This is a genomic window from Micromonospora sp. NPDC000121 (genome assembly GCF_042899165.1).
Classification (GTDB): Bacteria; Actinomycetota; Actinomycetes; order Mycobacteriales; family Micromonosporaceae; genus Micromonospora.
Genome location: NZ_JBIAZP010000001.1, coordinates 904,184 through 920,770, shown reverse-complemented (window position 1 = coordinate 920,770; position 16,587 = coordinate 904,184). Strand labels below are relative to the sequence as shown.

The window sequence follows — 16,587 nt, the reverse complement described above, 5'->3', positions numbered from 1 at the left end:
GTCTGGCCGGAGTCACTGAAGGTAATGGATCACCCTCACCGCGTTGTCCTGCTCGCCGGCCCTTCCGGCTCGGGAAAGTCGTACATAGCGCAACGAACCGGCCTCCCGGTGCTCTGCCTCGACGACTTCTACAAGGACGGCGACGACCCTACGGTGCCGCGACGCGACGGCCTGGTCGACTGGGAGTCACCCCGGTCCTGGGACGCCGAGGCGGCCGTGGAAACGATTGCCCGACTGGCCAGGGAGGGCAAGGCCGATGTGCCGGTCTATGCGATCGGTGAGGACCGCCGCGTCTCCACCCGGCCATTCGACATAGCCGGTTCGCCACTTTTCGTTGCCGAAGGGATCTTCGCTGCCGAGATCGTTGAGGAGTGCCGCCGGCGGGGGGTGCTCGCCGGGGCGTACGCCCTGCGGCGGCCGCGCGGCGCGACCTTCGTCCGCCGGCTGGCCCGCGACCTCGCCGAGCAGCGCAAGGCACCCCGGGTGCTGGTGCGCCGGGGGCTGACGCTGCTGCGCAGCGAGCCGGCCGTGCTGCGCCGGCAGACCGGCCTCGGCGCGGAGGCCGCGCGCGCGGGCGAGGTGCTGCGCCGGGTGGCCGGCCTGCTCGCCGGCCACCCGCACCGCCCCTGACGCCGGGCGCGCGGCCCGCGCTCAGCCCAGCAGCTTGGCGTACGCCGGCTTGATCACCTCGTCGATGATCTTCAGCCGCTCGTCGAACGGGATGAAGGCGCTCTTCATCGCGTTGATGGTGAACCACTGGAATTCCTTCCAGCCGTAGCCGAAGGCGTCCGCCAGCAGAGCCATCTCCCGCGACATGGAGGTGCCGCTCATCAACCGGTTGTCGGTGTTCACCGTCACCCGGAAGCGCAGGTCCCGCAGCAGCCCGATCGGGTGGTCGGCGATCGAGGCGGCGGCCCCGGTCTGCACGTTCGACGACGGGCACAGCTCCAGCGGGATGCGCTTGTCCCGCACGTACGCGGCCAGCCGGCCGAGCACCGGCTCCGGGCCGGGCGTGATGTCGTCCACGATCCGCACCCCGTGGCCGAGCCGGTCCGCCCCGCACCACTGGATCGCCTGCCAGATCGACGGCAGGCCGAACGCCTCGCCGGCGTGGATGGTGAAGTGGAAGTTCTCCCGCTGGAGGTACTCGAAGGCGTCCAGGTGCCGGGTGGGCGGGAAGCCCGCCTCGGCGCCGGCGATGTCGAAGCCGACCACCCCGGCGTCCCGGTGCCGGACGGCCAGCTCGGCGATCTCCTGCGACCGGGCGGCGTGCCGCATCGCGGTGAGCAGGGTGCCGACCCGGATGGGGGTGCCCGCCTCGGCCGCCAGCGCGCTGCCCTCGACGAAGCCGGCCAGCACCGCCTCCACCACCTCGTCCAGGGTCAGGTCCCGCTCCAGGTGCTGCTCGGGGGCGAACCGCACCTCGGCGTAGACCACCCCGTCGGCGGCCAGGTCCTGCGCGCACTCCCGGGCCACCCGGCGCAGCGCCGGCGCCGTCTGCATGACGGCGACGGTGTGCGCGAACGTCTCCAGGTAACGCTCCAGGGAGCCGGAGTTGGCCGCCTCGACGAACCACCGGCCGAGCGCCTCGGGGTCGGTGGTGGGCAGCTCGTGGCCTGCCTCGGCGGCCAGCTCGACGATCGTCGCCGGCCGCAGGCCGCCGTCGAGGTGATCGTGCAGCAGCGCCTTCGGGACCTTGACGATGTCCTCGTAACGGATTGTCGCGACCATGCCCAGACCCTAGTCGGCCCCGTCGTCCCGGCCCACGCGACCGGCGGCCCCGCGATCGGTCAGGGACGCCAGCCGTAGAGCCGGTCGACGGTGAGCCGGAGCACCAGCCGGCCGTCGGCGACCATCGCCGCCCGGTATTCGGCCCAGTCGGGGTGCTCGCCGCGGATCCGCCGGTAGACCTCGACCAACTCCTCGACGGTGGCGTCGTCGGGCGCCGCCGCCGGCGGGGTGAGGGCGGCCGCCCCCTCCGCCACGGCGTACGCTCCGCCGTCGGCCGTCGTGACGTGGAGGCTGACCCGGGGGTCGCGGCGCAGGTTGCGCACCTTGGCCCGGCCGGCGGTGGTGGAGCACCGGATCAGGCCGGGCTCGGCCAGGTAGTCGACGTTGGAGAGCTGCGGTCGGCCGTCCCGGCGCAGGGTCACCAGCACGCCCCGACCGCGTTCGCCGAACAGCTCCCACAGCCGGGCGGTCACGCCGGTATCCGCAGCGGGGCGAGGGCGGCGGTGAGCCGCGCGACGGCGACCTCGGTGAACCAGTCGCCGAGCCGGCGGCCCACCCGGCCGGGCCGGGTGCTGGCGACGATGACGTTCAGACGGGGCATGACGGTGTCGCTCCTGGGTGACGGGCCGGCCCGAAACCGGCACGGTGAACGTCGGACGAGGTGGCGCGCCAACCCATCTGGTTGACATGTCACCGACCCTAGGAGCCAATTGATGACATGTCAACCAGATGGCTAGGATGACCGGCATGGAGCAACCACGCTGGCTCGACGACCAAGAGCAGCGCGCCTGGCGGGGCTACCGGCGGATGCGCCGCCTGCTCGACCTGGAGCTGGCCCGCGAGCTGGCGCGGGACGCCGGCCTCTCCGAGCCGGACTACGACGTCCTGTCCGACCTCTCCGAGACCCCTGACCAGCGGCTGCGCCTCAGCGAGCTGGCCGACCGGATGCTCTGGTCCCGCAGCCGGCTCTCCCACCACCTCACCCGGATGCAGCAGCGCGGCCTGGTCACCCGCGAGGAGTGCGCGACTGACGGACGGGGCGCGGTCATCGCGCTCACCCCCGAGGGTCGGCGCGCGATCGAGGCCGCCGCCCCCGGCCACGTGGCGGCCGTCCGCCGGCACCTCATCGACCTGCTGACCCCCGACGAGATCGCCGCGCTGGACGCGCTGACCCATCGCGTGGTCGACCACCTGACGGGTGTGGACCGGGCGCCACGGTGAACCGATGGTGGTGCGGGCACCACCATCGGACCGGCGTGCGCACACCATCGAAGTGACCCGTCCGGCTGCCTAGCGTCAGTGGCGCACACAGGAGCCGACACGGGGAGTTGCAGGTGTTCACGACATTGGCCACAGCGGTGGTCCGGCGTCCGGGGCGGGTGATCGCCGCCTGGCTGCTCGCGATCGCGGTGCTCAGCGGCGCCACCTTCGCCGTCTACGGGCCCGAGGGGCCGCGGGCCGACAGCGCCCAGGCCGACTTCCTGCCGGACCGGTTCGAGTCCGCGCAGGCGGCCGACATCGCCGCCCGGGTCTTTCCCGAGGCCGACGGCAGCAGCGCGGTACTGGTCGTCCGCCGGGCCGACGGGGCGGCGCTGACCGCCGGCGACCGCGCCCGGATCGACCGGCTGCCGGAGGAGTTGCGGGTGGCCGGCGTCACCGGGGTGGCCGCCGGTCCGGTCGCCCCGGACGGGCGGCTGCGCCTGGCCGAGGCGCGGTTCCCCGACGCCGCCGGCGCGGAGGCGACCAACCAGGCGGTGGAGCGGCTCCGGCGGGCCACCGACGACGCGCTGGCGGGCAGCGGCCTGGTCGCCGGCTGGACCGGGGAGGCGGCCGGCGCCGCCGACAGCTTCCTGCTCGACGCGATCGTCAACGGCGCGATGATGCTGGTGATCCTGCTCCTGCTGCTGGTCATCTTCCGCAGCCCGACGATCGCGCTGCTCAACCTGTTGCTCGTGCTGCTGGTCGCGCAGGCCGCCACGAGCGTCCTCGCCCTCGGCGGGAAGGTCTTCGGGTACGCCCTGGACGCGTCCACCATGGGCCTGCTGCCCGTCGTGCTGCTCGGCATCGGCACCGACTACGCCGTCTTCCTGCTCTTCCGCTACCGGGAACGGCTCCGGGCCGGTGAGGACAAGCGCGCCGCGATGGTCCACGCCGTCGGCCGGATCGGCGGCGCGGTCACCGTCTCCGCGCTGGTCGTGGCGGTGGCGTTCGGCGCGCTGCTGCTCTCCGGGCTCGCCTCCTTCCAGGTGCTGGGGCCGGCCCTCGCCGTCGCCGTCCTGCTGATGGTGGCCGCCGCGCTGACCCTGTTCCCAGCGGTCTGGTCGCTGCTCGGCCGGCGGGCCTACTGGCCGGCCCGGCTGGTCGCCCCGACCACGGCGCACGCGCCGTCCGGTGCCGCCACGACCACGGCGCACGCTCCGGCCGGTCACGCGTCGGTCGCGGGGCACGCTCCGGCCGGCGCGCGGGTGACGGGGCTGGCGGCCCGGGCCGGGCGGCTGGTCGCGCGCCGGCCCGGCCCGGTCGCCCTGGCCACGGTCGCGGCGCTCCTGCTGCTCGGCCTCGGCGCGCTGCACCACCGGCCGAGCTACGAGCTCGGCGCGATGCCGCCCGGCACCGAGTCGGCGCGGGCCCTGGAGACGCTCCGCTCGGGCTTCCCCGCCGGGACGCTCTCCCCGACGGTCGTCTACCTCACCGGCACCGGGGTCACCCTGGCCACCGCCGAGCGGTACGCCGAACGACTCGGCGAGGTGCCGATCGTGGCGGCCCCGGCGGGCGTCGAGGTCGAGGGGGACGTGGCCCGGGTCCTGCTGCTGCTCGCCGAGCCGCCGTACTCGCAGCGCGCGATCGACGCGGTGGAGGCACAGTTGCGGCCGGCCGCGCATGCCGCGGCGCCGCCCGGCACCCGGGCGTACGTGGGCGGTGAGACGGCCACCTTCGCCGACGTCCGCACCGTGCTCGACGACGACTTCCGGCTGGTCTTCCCGGTGGCCGCGGGCCTGATCGGGCTGCTCCTGCTGCTGATGCTGCGCGGCCTGCTCGCCTCGCTGGGCCTGCTCGTCGCCGTCGCCCTCGGGTACGCCGCCACCCTCGGCACCAGCGTGCTGGCGTTCCAGGTCGTCGGGGGTCGGCCGGGGCTCGACTTCCAGGTGCCCCTCGTCGTGTTCCTCTTCGTCACCGCGATCGGCACCGACTACAACATCCTGATGATCGCCCGGCTCCGGGAGGAGCTGCGCGCGGGACGGTCCGCCCGGCAGGCCGCCGAGGAGGCGCTGCGCCGGACCGGACCGGCGGTCGCCGCGGCCGGCGTCATCCTGGCCGGCAGCTTCGCGGTGCTCGTCGCGTCCCCCATGCTGGCGCAGGTCGGCTTCGCCGTCGCCGTCGGCGTGCTGATCGCCACGTTCGGGCTGTCCTGGCTGCTGGTGCCGGCGCTGACCGCGCTCACCGGGCGGGCGGCGTTCTGGCCCGCCCGTGCGCGCCCGGAGCCCGCACCGGCACCCGGGCGACCGGCCGACGTCGTGGCGGCTGGGACAATGGCGCGATGAGCTGGGGTCGGCGGGCGTGGCGGGAGCTGTGCCACCTGGCCGTCGGGCTGGGCACGGCCAGCGTGGGCATCGTGCTCGCCGTCGCCACGGTCGCCGCCGCGGGGCTCAGCCTGGTCGGCGTCGGCCTGCCGCTGCTCGACCGCGTCATCCCGGGCACCCGGGCGCTGCTCGACCGGCAGCGCCGCCGGGTGCCCGGGCCGCCGGTCCGGTCCCCGTACCGGCCGGTGGCCGGCGGGCTGCCGGCCCGGCTGCGCACGATGGCCGCCGATCCCGCCACCTACCGGGACCTCGCCTTCCAGTTCGCCCACTTCGCCTACGCCCCGGCGGCCGCGTTCCTCGCCGCGGGGCTCTGGCTCGGCGCCGCGCAGGGCCTGGTCATGCCGCTGATCCACGCGCTGTGGCCGGACGCCGTCGACAACTACCTCGGCATCCCCGTCGACTCCCCCCGCAACGCCGGGCTGGCCGTCGTGGCCGGGCTGCTGGTGGCGGTCGGCGCGTACTGGCTGCCCCGGGGGCTGATCGACCTGGACGGCCGGCTGACCCGGGCGCTGCTCGGGCCGACCGCCCGGGCGGCCCTCGCCGAGCGGGTGGAGGAGCTGGCCGACACCCGCGCCCAGACCGTCGACGCCCAGGCGGCCGAGCTGCGCCGGATCGAGCGGGACCTGCACGACGGCGCGCAGGCGCGGCTGGTGGCGATGGCGATGAACCTCGGCCTCGCCGAGGAGCTGCTGGCCCGGGACCCGGAGGCGGCCCGTGGGCTGGTCACCGAGGCCCGCTCGGCGGCCGGCACCGCCCTGGCCGAGCTGCGCGACGTCGTACGCGGCATCCACCCGCCGGTGCTGGCCGACCGGGGGCTCGCCGGGGGCCTCGCCGCCCTGGCCCTCGGCGCGGCCCTCCCGGTCGACCTGGAGGTCGACCTGCCCCGGCGGCTGGCGGCCCCGCTGGAGTCGGCGCTCTACTTCACCGCCGCCGAGTTGATCACCAACGCGGCCCGGCACAGCGGGGCGGCCCGGGTGGCGGTGCGGCTGCGCGGGGACGACGGGACGATCCGGCTCACCGTCGCCGACGACGGTCGGGGCGGCGCCGACCCGGCGCGGGGCACGGGCCTGGCCGGGATCCGACGGCGGCTCGCGGTCTTCGACGGCCGGGTGCGGATCAGCTCCCCGGACGGTGGGCCTACCGTGGTCGACGTGGAGCTGCCGTGCGCATCGTGATCGCCGAGGACCTGGTGCTGCTGCGCGACGGGCTGATCCGGCTGTTCACCGCGTACGGCGACGAGGTGGTGGCCGCCGTGGAGACCGGCGACGACCTGCTCGCCGCCCTGGTGGAGCACCGCCCCGACGTGGCCGTGGTGGACGTCCGGCTGCCGCCCGGGCACACCGACGAGGGGCTGCGGGCGGCGCTGGCCGCCCGGGCCCGGGTGCCCGGCCTGCCGGTGCTGGTCCTCTCCCAGTACGTCGAGCAGCTCTACGCCCGGGAGCTGCTCTCCGACGGGGCGGGCGCGGTGGGCTACCTGCTCAAGGACCGGGTGGCCGACGTGGCGCAGTTCGTCGCCGCGGTGCACCGGGTGGCCGGGGGTGGCATGGCGATGGACCCCGAGGTGGTCTCGCAACTGCTCGCCCGCCCGACCCGCGCCGCGCCGCTGGGCCGCCTCACCCCGCGCGAGCACGAGGTGCTGGCGCTGATGGCCGAGGGCCGCTCCAACGGCGCGATCGCGCAGCGCCTGGTGGTCACCGAGAAGGCGGTCAGCAAACACATCAACTCGATCTTCGCGAAGCTCGACCTGCGCGACTGCGACGACGACCACCGGCGGGTACGCGCGGTGCTGACCTACCTGGACGCCTGACGTGGACACCCGCATCGTCGACCGGCTCCGCTGCCCGGTCTGCGCCGAGCCGCTGGCGGAGGCCGACGCCGGCACCGCCACCGCACTGCGCTGCCCGCGCCGGCACAGCTTCGACGTCGCCCGGCAGGGCTACGTCAACCTGCTCGCCGGCCGCGCCCCGCACGCCGGGGACACCGCCGAGATGGTGGCCGCCCGCGCCGACTTCCTGGCCGCCGGCCACTACGACCTGATCTCGACCGCCCTCGCCACGGCCGCGACGGAGGCCGTGAACCGGGCCCGCGCGGCGCGGCCGGAGGCGTACCCCCTGGTGGTGGACGCCGGGGCGGGGACCGGCCGGCACCTCGCGGCGGTGCTGGCGGCGCTGCCGGACGCGGTGGGGCTGGCCCTGGATGTGTCGAAGCCGGCACTGCGCCGGGCGGCGCGGGCACACCCCCGCGCGGCGGCGGCGCTGGCCGACACCTGGCAGCGGCTGCCGCTGGCCGACGCCGGCACCGCCGTGCTGCTGAACGTCTTCGCCCCGCGCAACGGCGCGGAGTTCCACCGGGTCCTCGACCCGGCCGGGTCCCTGCTGGTGGTGACGCCGGCCGAGGACCACCTCGCCGAACTGGTCGGCGCCCTCGGCCTGCTCCGGGTCGACCCGGCCAAGGCGGACCGGGTCGCCGAGAGCCTGGGCGGGCGCTTCGCCCGGGTGGCGTCGACCGGGCACCGGCGGGAGCTGGCGCTGACCGGGCCGGAGGTCGCGACGCTGGTCGGGATGGGTCCGAGCGCCTGGCACACCGACCCGGCCGGGCTCGCCGCCCGGATCGCCGCGCTGCCCGAGCCGGTCCGGGTGACCGTCGCGGTGGACCTCACCGTCTGGCGTCCCACGCCCCGCTGAGATGTAAGGAAGGGACCCTTCCTATACCTCAAGGCGTTAGGAAGGTGCCCTTCCTTACACGTCCGGCCGAGCTGGGCGGGTCAGGTGGAGAGGTCGACCTCTTCCCAGCCCGGGGGGTCGTCGTGGTAGGGCCCCCGCAGGATCACCGCCCACTCCAGCGCCCACCGGCGTTGGCCGATGGCGTTGGCGTCCACCACCCCGGGCGGCGTGCGGCCGGCCCGCTCCGTCTCCAGGTACGCCCAGTCCAGGCAGTAGTGCAGGTCGAGCAGCGCGGCCGCGTCGGCGGGGTGCTGCGGCGCGGCGAGGATCCGGGCGCGCCACTGGCCGAACGTCTCCCCGCCGGGGATGTGCGGCATCCGCTCCACCAGCCGCTCGTCCACCGGCAGTGTCGGGTCGAGCTGCTTGGTCAGGCCGAGCACCCAGGCCAGCGCGAAGAGCGCGTCGTGGTGCAGCACGAACGACCGGTGGTCGCCCTTGCCGCCGGTCACGAACTGGAACTCCGGCGGCGTGACCTTCTCGACCAGGTGCGAGGCGAGCAGCCAGCTCATCGCGGCCTGCGGCGGCATCCCGAAGCAGCGGGCGAGGATCAGGTGCAGCACCGCGATCCGGGCCTCGATCTCCGCGGTGGGTCGCAGTTCGATCTGGTCGCCGGGTTCCCAGACCAGCGGGAACTGGGGTGGCGGCAGCGGGAGACGCAGCCGGGACAACTCGTCCAGGCTCGCCTCACGCACCTCCCGTGGATCGGGGGCAGGTACGGTCACGGCGGAAATGTCCTGTCTGCTCGCGACGACTCAGCGCCGGTTGTCCCCCTGGCCAGGGAGGATAGCGCTCCGAGCCGGCCGGCACCATGCCCGCCCCGGCGACCGCCGCGCTCAGCCGATGCGCTCGATGACCAGCGGCGTCGCGGCGGGCACGGTCGGCGAGATCCGCACCGCCCGCGCGGCGTCGTCCCGCGCCGCCGGGATCCGGGCGGCGTGCTCCGCGCGCAGCTCGTAGAGGGGGTCGCCGGCCCGCACCGGGTCGCCGGGCCGCTTGTGCAGCACCACCCCCGCCGGCACGCTGACCGGGTCCTCCTTGCGGGCCCGTCCGGCGCCGAGCCGCCAGGCGGCCACCCCCATGGCGTACGCGTCGACCGAGGCGACGAAGCCGTCCGCGTCCGCGCGGACCACCTCGACCTCGTTCGCGGTCGGCATCGCAGCGTCCGGGTCGCCGCCCTGGGCGCGGATCATCGCGCGCCAGGAGTCCATCGCCCGGCCGTCGCGCAGCGCGGCCTCCGGGTCGGCGTCCGGCAGCCCGGCCGCGTCGAGCATCTCGCGGGCCAGCGCCAGGGTCAGCTCGACCACGTCGGCGGGGCCACCCCCGGCGAGCACCTCGACCGACTCGGTCACCTCGACGGCGTTGCCGATGGCCAGGCCGAGCGGGGTCGACATGTCGGTGAGCAGGGCGACGGTCCGCACGCCGTGCGCGCCGCCCAGCTGCACCATCGTCCGGGCCAGCTCGCGGGCCTGCTCGACGGACTTCATGAACGCGCCGGAGCCGACCTTCACGTCGAGCACCAGCGCCCCGGTGCCCTCGGCGATCTTCTTGCTCATGATCGAGCTGGCGATCAGCGGGATGGCCTCGACGGTGCCGGTCACGTCGCGCAGCGCGTACAGCTTGCGGTCGGCCGGGGCGAGCCCCTCGCCGGCCGCGCAGATGACCGCGCCCACGTCCCGGAGCTGGGCGATGAACTCGTCGTTGCGCAGCGCCGCCCGCCAGCCGGGGATGGACTCCAGCTTGTCCAGCGTGCCGCCGGTGTGGCCGAGGCCGCGGCCGCTGAGCTGCGGCACGGCCGCGCCGCACGCCGCCACCAGCGGGGTCAGCGGGAGGGTGATCTTGTCGCCGACGCCGCCGGTGGAGTGCTTGTCGACGGTCGGCCGGTCGACGGCGGAGAGGTCGAGCCGCTCCCCGCTGGCGATCATCGCGGCGGTCCACCGGGCGATCTCCGGCGCGGTCATGCCGCGCAGCAGGATCGCCATGGCCAGCGCCGACATCTGCTCGTCGGCGACCAGCCCCCGGGTGTACGCGTCCACCACCCAGTCGATCTGCGCGTCGGAGAGCACACCCCCGTCCCGCTTCACCCGGATGACATCAACCGCCGCAAAACCACTCATCACAGAAGATCTTCCTAGTCGATGCGGATACCGATCCGCTAACCGTGACCACCGACGGCGGGGGCCTGCCGTGCCCGGCGGAGGGATCAAGCCTGACCGCCCGGAGCCGGGCACGGCAGGCCCCCGCCGGCCTTGAGCTCAACCCGCCCAGCGGATCGGGATCTCCATCGGCGGCTCCCCCTCGCCGGCCCAGAAGATCGTGCCCGAGGCGTCCACGACCACGACCCGGGGCGTGCGGGCGAGCCCCCAGGCGATCGCCTCCGCCGGGTCGTTCCAGCTCGGGCCCTCCTCCAGCACGCCGGTCTCGGCGCCCTCGCTGTCCCCCGCGGACCGCTCCCAGTAGGCCGTCCAGACCTGCTGGCCGGCGGAGAGGTCGGGGTGCACGAAGACGGTGCCCCGGCCGCGCCAGGCCGCCAGCCGCTCCGGCACCACCGGCATCGGCGCCTCGCCGGTCACCGCCTCGAGGTCGGCCACGTCGAAGGCGTGCGGCAGCAGCTCGGCCATCCGCAGCGGGCCGCCCTTGGCCTCGATCAGGCACTCCGGGCCGCCCTGCTCCCACAGCAACTGGCGGCACCGGCCGCACGGCATCAGCGGCTCGCCGGTGGCGTCGACGCAGGACAGGGCCACGATCCGGCCGCCGCCGGTGGCGTGCAGCGAGGAGACCACACCGCACTCGGCGCAGAGCACCACGCCGTACGCGGCGTTTTCCACGTTGCAGCCGACCACCACGCGGCCGTCGTCGACCAGGGCGGCCGCCCCGACGGGGAACTTCGAGTACGGCACGTACGCGTGCCGCATCACGTCCGTGGCGGCGGCCCGCAGCCGCTCCCAGTCGATCTCCATGTCGTGCTCCCCCGTCAGCCCTTGATGTACGGCTTGCCGTCTGCCGCCGGCGCCCGGACCTTTCCGACCAGGCCGGCCACGGCCAGGATCGTCGCCAGGTACGGCAGCATCGCCAGGAACTGGCTGGGAATGCTGCTGCCGATCGCGCCGAGGTAGGTGGCGAGCTGGTCGGCGAAGCCGAAGAAGAGCGCCGCGAGCAGCGCGCCGGTCGGGCTCCACCGGCCGAAGATCAGCGCGGCCAGGGCGATGAAGCCCTTGCCGCCGATCATGTTCTTGGTGAACGAGTAGAGCGCCAGCGTGTAGGAGGCGCCACCCACGCCGGCCACCAGTCCGGCCATGATCACGTTGCGGTAGCGCAGCCGCAGCACCTTCACGCCGAGGGTGTCGGCGGCGGTGGGGTGCTCGCCGACCGAGCGGGTCCGCAGGCCCCACCGGGTGCGGAACAGCGCGATGTGGATGACCAGCACCAGCAGCAGGCCGAGGTAGAGGAAGATGTTGCCCCGGAACAGCGCCGGCCCGATCAGCGGGATGTCCGACAGCAGCGGGATCTCCCAGTCGCTGAACCGGGGGGCGCTGTTGTACTTCTCCGCGTTGGGCTGCATCAGCCGCTCGTAGAGGAAGCCGGTGACGCCGACCGCCAGCAGGTTGAGCACGATGCCGATGACCACCTGGTCGACCAGGTAGCGGATCGAGAAGACGGCCAGCAGCAGCGAGATGAGCGCGCCGCCGATGGCCGCGGCGACCAGGCCGACCCAGACGTTGCCGGAGAGGCTGCCGAACAGCGCGCCGCTGAACGCGCCCATCAGCAACTGCCCCTCGATGGCCACGTTGACGACGCCGGAGCGCTCGCAGAGCACGCCGGCCAGCGCGCCGAAGATCAGCGGCAGGGCCAGGATGAACGTGTTCCGGACGATGTTGACCAGCGGCATGAAGTTCTGCCCGTTGGGCGCGGCGGAGACCTGCCAGCAGAGGAACGACAGCATGAAGCCGACCAGGCCGACGCCGAGCACGAGGGTGAACCAGCGCTTCGGCAGCCCGGCGAGCATCGCGACGCCGGCGGCCACCGCGACGATTCCGAAGAGGATCGCGCCGATCGTGCCGTCTATCTTCAGCGCGGCGCCGGCGGCGTCCTCGCTGAGGGTGAAGCGGGCCTGCTCTCCGGTGGCGAGCGACCCGAACAGCACCGTCGCCAGCAGGCCGAGCCCGAGCAGCACGGTGCCGACCTTGCGGGTACGGGTCCAGAACCCCTGGTCGACGGGGGCGACGGCGACGTCTTCGACAGCCATGGTGGACATGAGTTACCAGCCCTTCGCCAGGCTCGTCTGCAACCGGGCGGCGCGGGCGGCCCGGAGCTGGAAGATCGCCTTCACCAGGGCCGGCGCGGCGATGAAGATGACGATCAGCGCCTGGAGCACGGTGACCAGCTCCAGCGAGATCCCCGAGTACGACTGCATCCGGTTGCCGCCGGCCTGGAGCGCGCCGAAGAGCAACGCGGCCAGCGCCACGCCCCACGGCTTCACCCGGCCGAGCAGCGCCACCAGGATGCCGTCGAAGCCGATCTGCGCGACCACCAGCGGGGTCAGCGCGCTGGCGGTGGAGCCGAGCACCATGTTCGACCCGCCGAGGCCGGCCAGGATCCCGGCGAAGACCATGATCAGGATGTACGTCCGGGTCACGCTGATGCCGGCGGTCCGGGCGGCGTCCGGGTTGGCGCCCACCGCGCGCAGCTCGAAGCCGAGCGTGGAGCGGTTCAGCAGCCACCAGACCGCCCAGGTGGCCAGCACCGCCAGGATGATGCCGGCGTGCACCCGCAGGCTGTCGCCGAGCAGCCGGGGCAGTTGCGCCGACGGGTCGACCGACTTGCTGATCGCGTCCGTACGGTTCGGGTCCTGGATGCCGTTCTGCACGATGATCCAGGTCAGGAAGTACGTGGCGATGTAGTTGAGCATGATCGTGTTGATCACCTCGTGGGCCCCGGCGCGCGCCTTGAGGATGCCCGGGATGAAGCCCCAGATCGCCCCGCCGAGCGCGCCGGCGAGCACCGCGACGAGCAGGTGCAGGCCGGGCGGCAGCGGCAGCAGGAAGCCGGCCAGCGCGGCCAGGATCACGCCCATCGTGGCCTGGCCCTGGGCGCCGATGTTGAACAGGCCGCCCCGGAACGCCAGCGCCACCGACAGGCCGGTGAAGACCAGCGGCGCGGTGTAGGTGAGCGTCTCGGAGATCGGGCTCATCACGGCCTGGAAGCCGACCGCCTCGGGGTCGAAGACGGCGCCCTTGAACAGGTTCCCGTACGCCTCGCTGACCAACGTCCAGCTCGCGTTGAGCGCGTCGGACGGCCGGGCGGTGATGTAGCTGTAGGTGGCCAGCACCTCGGGGTCGGAGACGATCATCAGCACGGCGCCGACGACCATCGCCAGGAGCAGCGACAGCAGGGTCACCGTGAAGGTGTTCGCGGCCCAGAGATTGTCCAGGAACAGCCGCCCCAGCGAGGGCTTCGCCTCCGGGCCCGGCCGCTTCGGGGAGGTGGCCGACTCGGCGCGCTCGGTGTTGCCGAGCGCGGTCTGCGCGGCCTGCGCCTCGGTCGCCGGCTCCTTGTCCGGGGAGCCCGACGGGGGGTTCGCGTTGGTCATGCCGGCACTCCGCTTCGCTCCGTGCCGCCATGAGCCACCACCGCGCTGAGCCTGATGATTCGCTCGCTTCGCTCGCTCATGCCTCGTCCTCGCTACCAGGGCCCTCGGCGGTGGGGGCCGCCGCGCCGCCGTCGACCGTCGTGGCGCCCGCGGTCGTACCGGACGCCGCGTCGGGGGTGATGCCGGCCATCAGCAGGCCGATCTCCTCGCGCGGGGTGTCCGGGCCGACGATGCCGATGATCCGGCCGCGGTACATCACGGCGATCCGGTCGGCCAGGCCGATCACCTCGTCGAGTTCGCTGGAGACCACCATGACGGCGGTGCCGACGTCCCGCTCCCGGATGACCCGGCTGTGGATGAACTCGATGGACCCGACGTCGACGCCGCGGGTCGGCTGGGCGGCGATGAAGAGCTTCAGCGGCCGGGACAGCTCCCGGGCCACGATCACCTTCTGCTGGTTGCCGCCGGAGAGGGTGCCGACCGGCGCGTCGGCCGAGGAGGTGCGGACGTCGAACTGCGCGATCCGCTCCTTCGCCGACTTCGCGATGGCGTCCGGCTTGAGCGCCAGGCCCTTGCCGAAGGGCGGCCGGTCGTAGATGTCGAGCACCAGGTTCTCCGCCACGGAGAACTCCTTGACCACGCCGTCGACGCTGCGGTCCTCGGGCACGTAGCCGACCCCGGCGCGCAGCACCTTCTTGGTCGACCAGCCGTTGACCTGCTGCCCGTCGAGCGTGATCGTGCCGGCGAGCGTGGGGCGCAGCCCCATGATCGCCTCGATCAGCTCGGTCTGGCCGTTGCCCTGCACGCCCGCCACGCCGAGCACCTCGCCCGCGCGCACGGTCAGGTCGACCCCGTCGACCGCCCGGATCTGCCGGTCGTCGTCGACGACCAGGCCGGAGATCTCCAGGATCGGCTTGCCGGGGGTGGCGGGCTCCTTCTCCACGGTGAGCCGGACGCTGCGGCCGACCATGAGCGCGGCCAGCTCGTCCCGGCTCGCCTCGGGCGAGGCGGTGCCGACGGTCTTCCCGCGCCGGATGACGGTGATCCGGTCGGCGATCGCCTTGACCTCGCCCAGCTTGTGCGTGATGAAGACGATCGACTTGCCGGCGGCCTTGAGCGACCGCATGACGGTGAGCAGTTCCTCGGTCTCCTGCGGGGTGAGCACCGCCGTCGGCTCGTCGAGGATGAGCAGGTCGACGTCGCGGGTGAGCGCCTTGACGATCTCCACCCGCTGCTGGATGCCGACCGGCAGGTCCTCGATCACCGCGTCCGGGTCGACCCGCAGGTTGTAGCGCTCCGAGACCTCGGCAACCTCGCGCCGGGCCCGCCGCCGGTCCAGGAATCCGGCGATGCCGCCCCGGACCTGCTCGGCGCCGAGCATGATGTTCTCGGCGACGGTGAAGACCGGCACCAGCATGAAGTGCTGGTGCACCATGCCGATCCCGGCCGCGATCGCGTCGGACGGCCCCCTCAGCTTCAACGGCTCGCCGTCGACCAGGATCTCGCCCTCGTCGGGCTGGTAGAGCCCGTAGAGCACGTTCATCAGGGTCGACTTGCCCGCGCCGTTCTCGCCGAGCAGGGCATGGATCTCTCCAGGCTCCACCGTCAGGTCGATGTGGTCGTTGGCGACCAGATCACCGAACCGCTTGGTGATGCCGCGCAGTTCGAGTCTCAGCGCAACCTCCTGGAGTGCGAAGCGATGGTGCAGCGTAGCTGCCGGCGGACCGCTCACGGCGCGGGGCCGTCGTCGGGGGTGGAGCGGATCGGCCGCCCCGGCGCGGCGGGGGTGTCCCCGCGACGCCGGGGCGGCCGGAACGTCGTGCTGTACCGCTCGCCGGCCTACCCCGGTGATCGTCTCACCGGGGTAGGCCGGCGGTGCCTCACTTCGGCTGGGCCGCGGAGGTGACCTTGACGGTGCCGGCGGCGATGTCCGCCTTCAGCTTGTCGATCTCCGCCTTCAGCTCGGCCGGGACCTTGCTGTCGAACTCGTGGTACGGGGCGAGCCCGACGCCGTTGTTGGCGAGGTTGCCCAGGTAGCCCGGGTCGTGCGAGAGCTTTTCGCCGTTGGCGGCCTTGACGACGGCCTCCTTGACGGCCTCCGGGATGTTCTTCTCGACGGTGGTGATGATGGCCGAGCAGTCCGGGGTGCTCTCGCAGCCGTCGACATCCACCCAGATGGTGTTGTACGCGCCGCCCGACGCCTTGGCCGCGCCGGTGGTGCCGAGGCCCGAGCCGCCGGCGACCGGCATGATGATGTCGGCGCCCTGGGCGACCAGCGCGTCGCTGACCTTCTTGCCCTCGTCCTGCTTGACGAAGTCGTTGGTGAAGGAGCCGTTCTGGCTCGCCTTGTCCCAGCCGACGACCTTGACGGTCTTGCTCTTCGTCTGGTTGTAGTGGGCCACGCCGTCGACGAAGCCGTCCATGAAGATGGTGACCGGCGGGATCTTCATGCCGCCGTAGGTGCCCACCGTGTTCTTCTTGGTCATCCCGGCGGCCAGGTAACCGGCGAGGAAGCCGGCCTGGGCGGTGTCGAACTGCATCGGGTAGACGTTGCTCTCCGGCAGCTTCGCGTCGACGATGCCGAACTGCTGGTTCGGGTTCGCCTTGGCGATCTTGGAGGTGGCGGTACCCATCAGGCCGCCGACGGCCAGGATGAAGTCGCACTTCTGGTTGACGTACTGGGTCAGGTTGACCTCGTAGTCCGCCTCGGCCTTCGACGCGACGTACTTGATGTCGATGTTGTCGTTGGCCTTCTTGGCCTCCTCGAGGCCCTGCCACGCCGAGGTGTTGAACGACTTGTCGTCGATGCCGCCGACGTCGGTCACCATGCAGGCGCTGTACTTCTTGTCGCCGCTGCCGGCGTTGTTGCTGTCCTCGGGAGCCTCACCGCACGCGGCGGCGCTCAGCACGAGCCCACCCACCGCGAAGACCGAGGCAATCCGCATCCCACGCACCGAGCGCAAGA

16 protein-coding genes are annotated in these 16,587 nt (G+C 73.4%); 6 read left to right on the top strand and 10 right to left on the bottom strand.

Features of this window, described 5'->3' with window-relative positions:
- Positions 1-108 precede the first annotated feature (108 nt).
- Positions 109-630, top strand: coding sequence for an ATP-binding protein (locus ACFY23_RS04520; RefSeq protein WP_350685432.1), 522 nt, complete (start codon positions 109-111; stop codon positions 628-630).
- Between the two features lie 21 nt (positions 631-651).
- Here the strand turns inward: ACFY23_RS04520 and ACFY23_RS04515 are convergent, their stop codons facing one another.
- From ACFY23_RS04515 to ACFY23_RS04505, 3 genes are read right to left on the bottom strand one after another with little or no spacing between them, the layout of a single operon-like run.
- Positions 652-1,731 (bottom strand): adenosine deaminase, encoded by a 1,080-nt coding sequence (locus tag ACFY23_RS04515; protein ID WP_350685434.1) that lies wholly within the window; start codon positions 1,729-1,731, stop codon positions 652-654.
- 59 nt (positions 1,732-1,790) lie between these two features.
- Positions 1,791-2,204, bottom strand: a complete 414-nt coding sequence (locus tag ACFY23_RS04510; RefSeq protein WP_350685436.1) for a PPOX class F420-dependent oxidoreductase — start codon at positions 2,202-2,204, stop codon at positions 1,791-1,793.
- Complete coding sequence (locus ACFY23_RS04505; RefSeq protein ID WP_350685437.1) at positions 2,201-2,332, bottom strand: hypothetical protein; 132 nt, start codon at positions 2,330-2,332, stop codon at positions 2,201-2,203. The genes ACFY23_RS04510 and ACFY23_RS04505 overlap by 4 nt, the downstream gene beginning before the upstream one ends.
- 146 nt (positions 2,333-2,478) lie before the next feature.
- Between ACFY23_RS04505 and ACFY23_RS04500 the strand changes: the two genes are divergently transcribed.
- The 5 genes from ACFY23_RS04500 to ACFY23_RS04480 all read left to right on the top strand — a co-directional run bounded on the left by ACFY23_RS04500 (position 2,479) and on the right by ACFY23_RS04480 (position 7,996).
- Entirely contained in the window at positions 2,479-2,952 is a 474-nt protein-coding gene (locus ACFY23_RS04500) for a MarR family transcriptional regulator (RefSeq protein WP_350685439.1), read from the top strand.
- Between the two features lie 113 nt (positions 2,953-3,065).
- The gene (locus ACFY23_RS04495; RefSeq protein ID WP_350818879.1) at positions 3,066-5,273 is read left to right on the top strand and encodes an MMPL family transporter; all 2,208 of its coding nucleotides are present in this window, start codon (positions 3,066-3,068) and stop codon (positions 5,271-5,273) included.
- Entirely contained in the window at positions 5,270-6,487 is a 1,218-nt protein-coding gene (locus ACFY23_RS04490) for a sensor domain-containing protein (RefSeq protein WP_350818880.1), read from the top strand. Before ACFY23_RS04495 ends, ACFY23_RS04490 begins: the two co-directional genes overlap by 4 nt.
- A complete protein-coding gene (locus ACFY23_RS04485) occupies positions 6,475-7,119 on the top strand; it encodes a response regulator transcription factor (protein WP_350679290.1) in 645 nt (214 codons plus the stop codon). The genes ACFY23_RS04490 and ACFY23_RS04485 overlap by 13 nt, the downstream gene beginning before the upstream one ends.
- Position 7,120: 1 nt before the next feature.
- Positions 7,121-7,996 carry a putative RNA methyltransferase gene (locus ACFY23_RS04480; protein WP_350679288.1) on the top strand — a complete coding sequence of 292 codons (876 nt, stop codon included), beginning with the start codon at positions 7,121-7,123 and terminating at the stop codon, positions 7,994-7,996.
- 80 nt (positions 7,997-8,076) lie between these two features.
- On the opposite strand, the gene ACFY23_RS04475 is transcribed toward ACFY23_RS04480, so the two are convergent.
- From ACFY23_RS04475 to ACFY23_RS04445, 7 genes are all read right to left on the bottom strand, one after another.
- Positions 8,077-8,757: a DUF4272 domain-containing protein gene (locus ACFY23_RS04475; RefSeq protein ID WP_350679286.1), complete on the bottom strand. Its 681-nt coding sequence runs from the start codon at positions 8,755-8,757 to the stop codon at positions 8,077-8,079.
- A gap of 111 nt (positions 8,758-8,868) precedes the next feature.
- Positions 8,869-10,149 carry a thymidine phosphorylase gene (locus ACFY23_RS04470; protein ID WP_350679284.1) on the bottom strand — a complete coding sequence of 427 codons (1,281 nt, stop codon included), beginning with the start codon at positions 10,147-10,149 and terminating at the stop codon, positions 8,869-8,871.
- 138 nt (positions 10,150-10,287) lie between these two features.
- Positions 10,288-10,992 (bottom strand): cytidine deaminase, encoded by a 705-nt coding sequence (locus ACFY23_RS04465; RefSeq protein ID WP_350679282.1) that lies wholly within the window; start codon positions 10,990-10,992, stop codon positions 10,288-10,290.
- Between the two features lie 14 nt (positions 10,993-11,006).
- On the bottom strand, positions 11,007-12,287 hold the full coding sequence (locus ACFY23_RS04460) for an ABC transporter permease (protein WP_350679280.1): 1,281 nt from the start codon (positions 12,285-12,287) through the stop codon (positions 11,007-11,009).
- A 3-nt stretch (positions 12,288-12,290) separates the two neighbouring features.
- Entirely contained in the window at positions 12,291-13,622 is a 1,332-nt protein-coding gene (locus ACFY23_RS04455) for an ABC transporter permease (protein ID WP_350679278.1), read from the bottom strand.
- 76 nt (positions 13,623-13,698) lie between these two features.
- Positions 13,699-15,354 (bottom strand): ABC transporter ATP-binding protein, encoded by a 1,656-nt coding sequence (locus ACFY23_RS04450; RefSeq protein WP_350679276.1) that lies wholly within the window; start codon positions 15,352-15,354, stop codon positions 13,699-13,701.
- Positions 15,355-15,502: 148 nt separating this feature from the next.
- Positions 15,503-16,567: a BMP family ABC transporter substrate-binding protein gene (locus ACFY23_RS04445; protein WP_350679274.1), complete on the bottom strand. Its 1,065-nt coding sequence runs from the start codon at positions 16,565-16,567 to the stop codon at positions 15,503-15,505.
- Positions 16,568-16,587 lie beyond the last annotated feature (20 nt).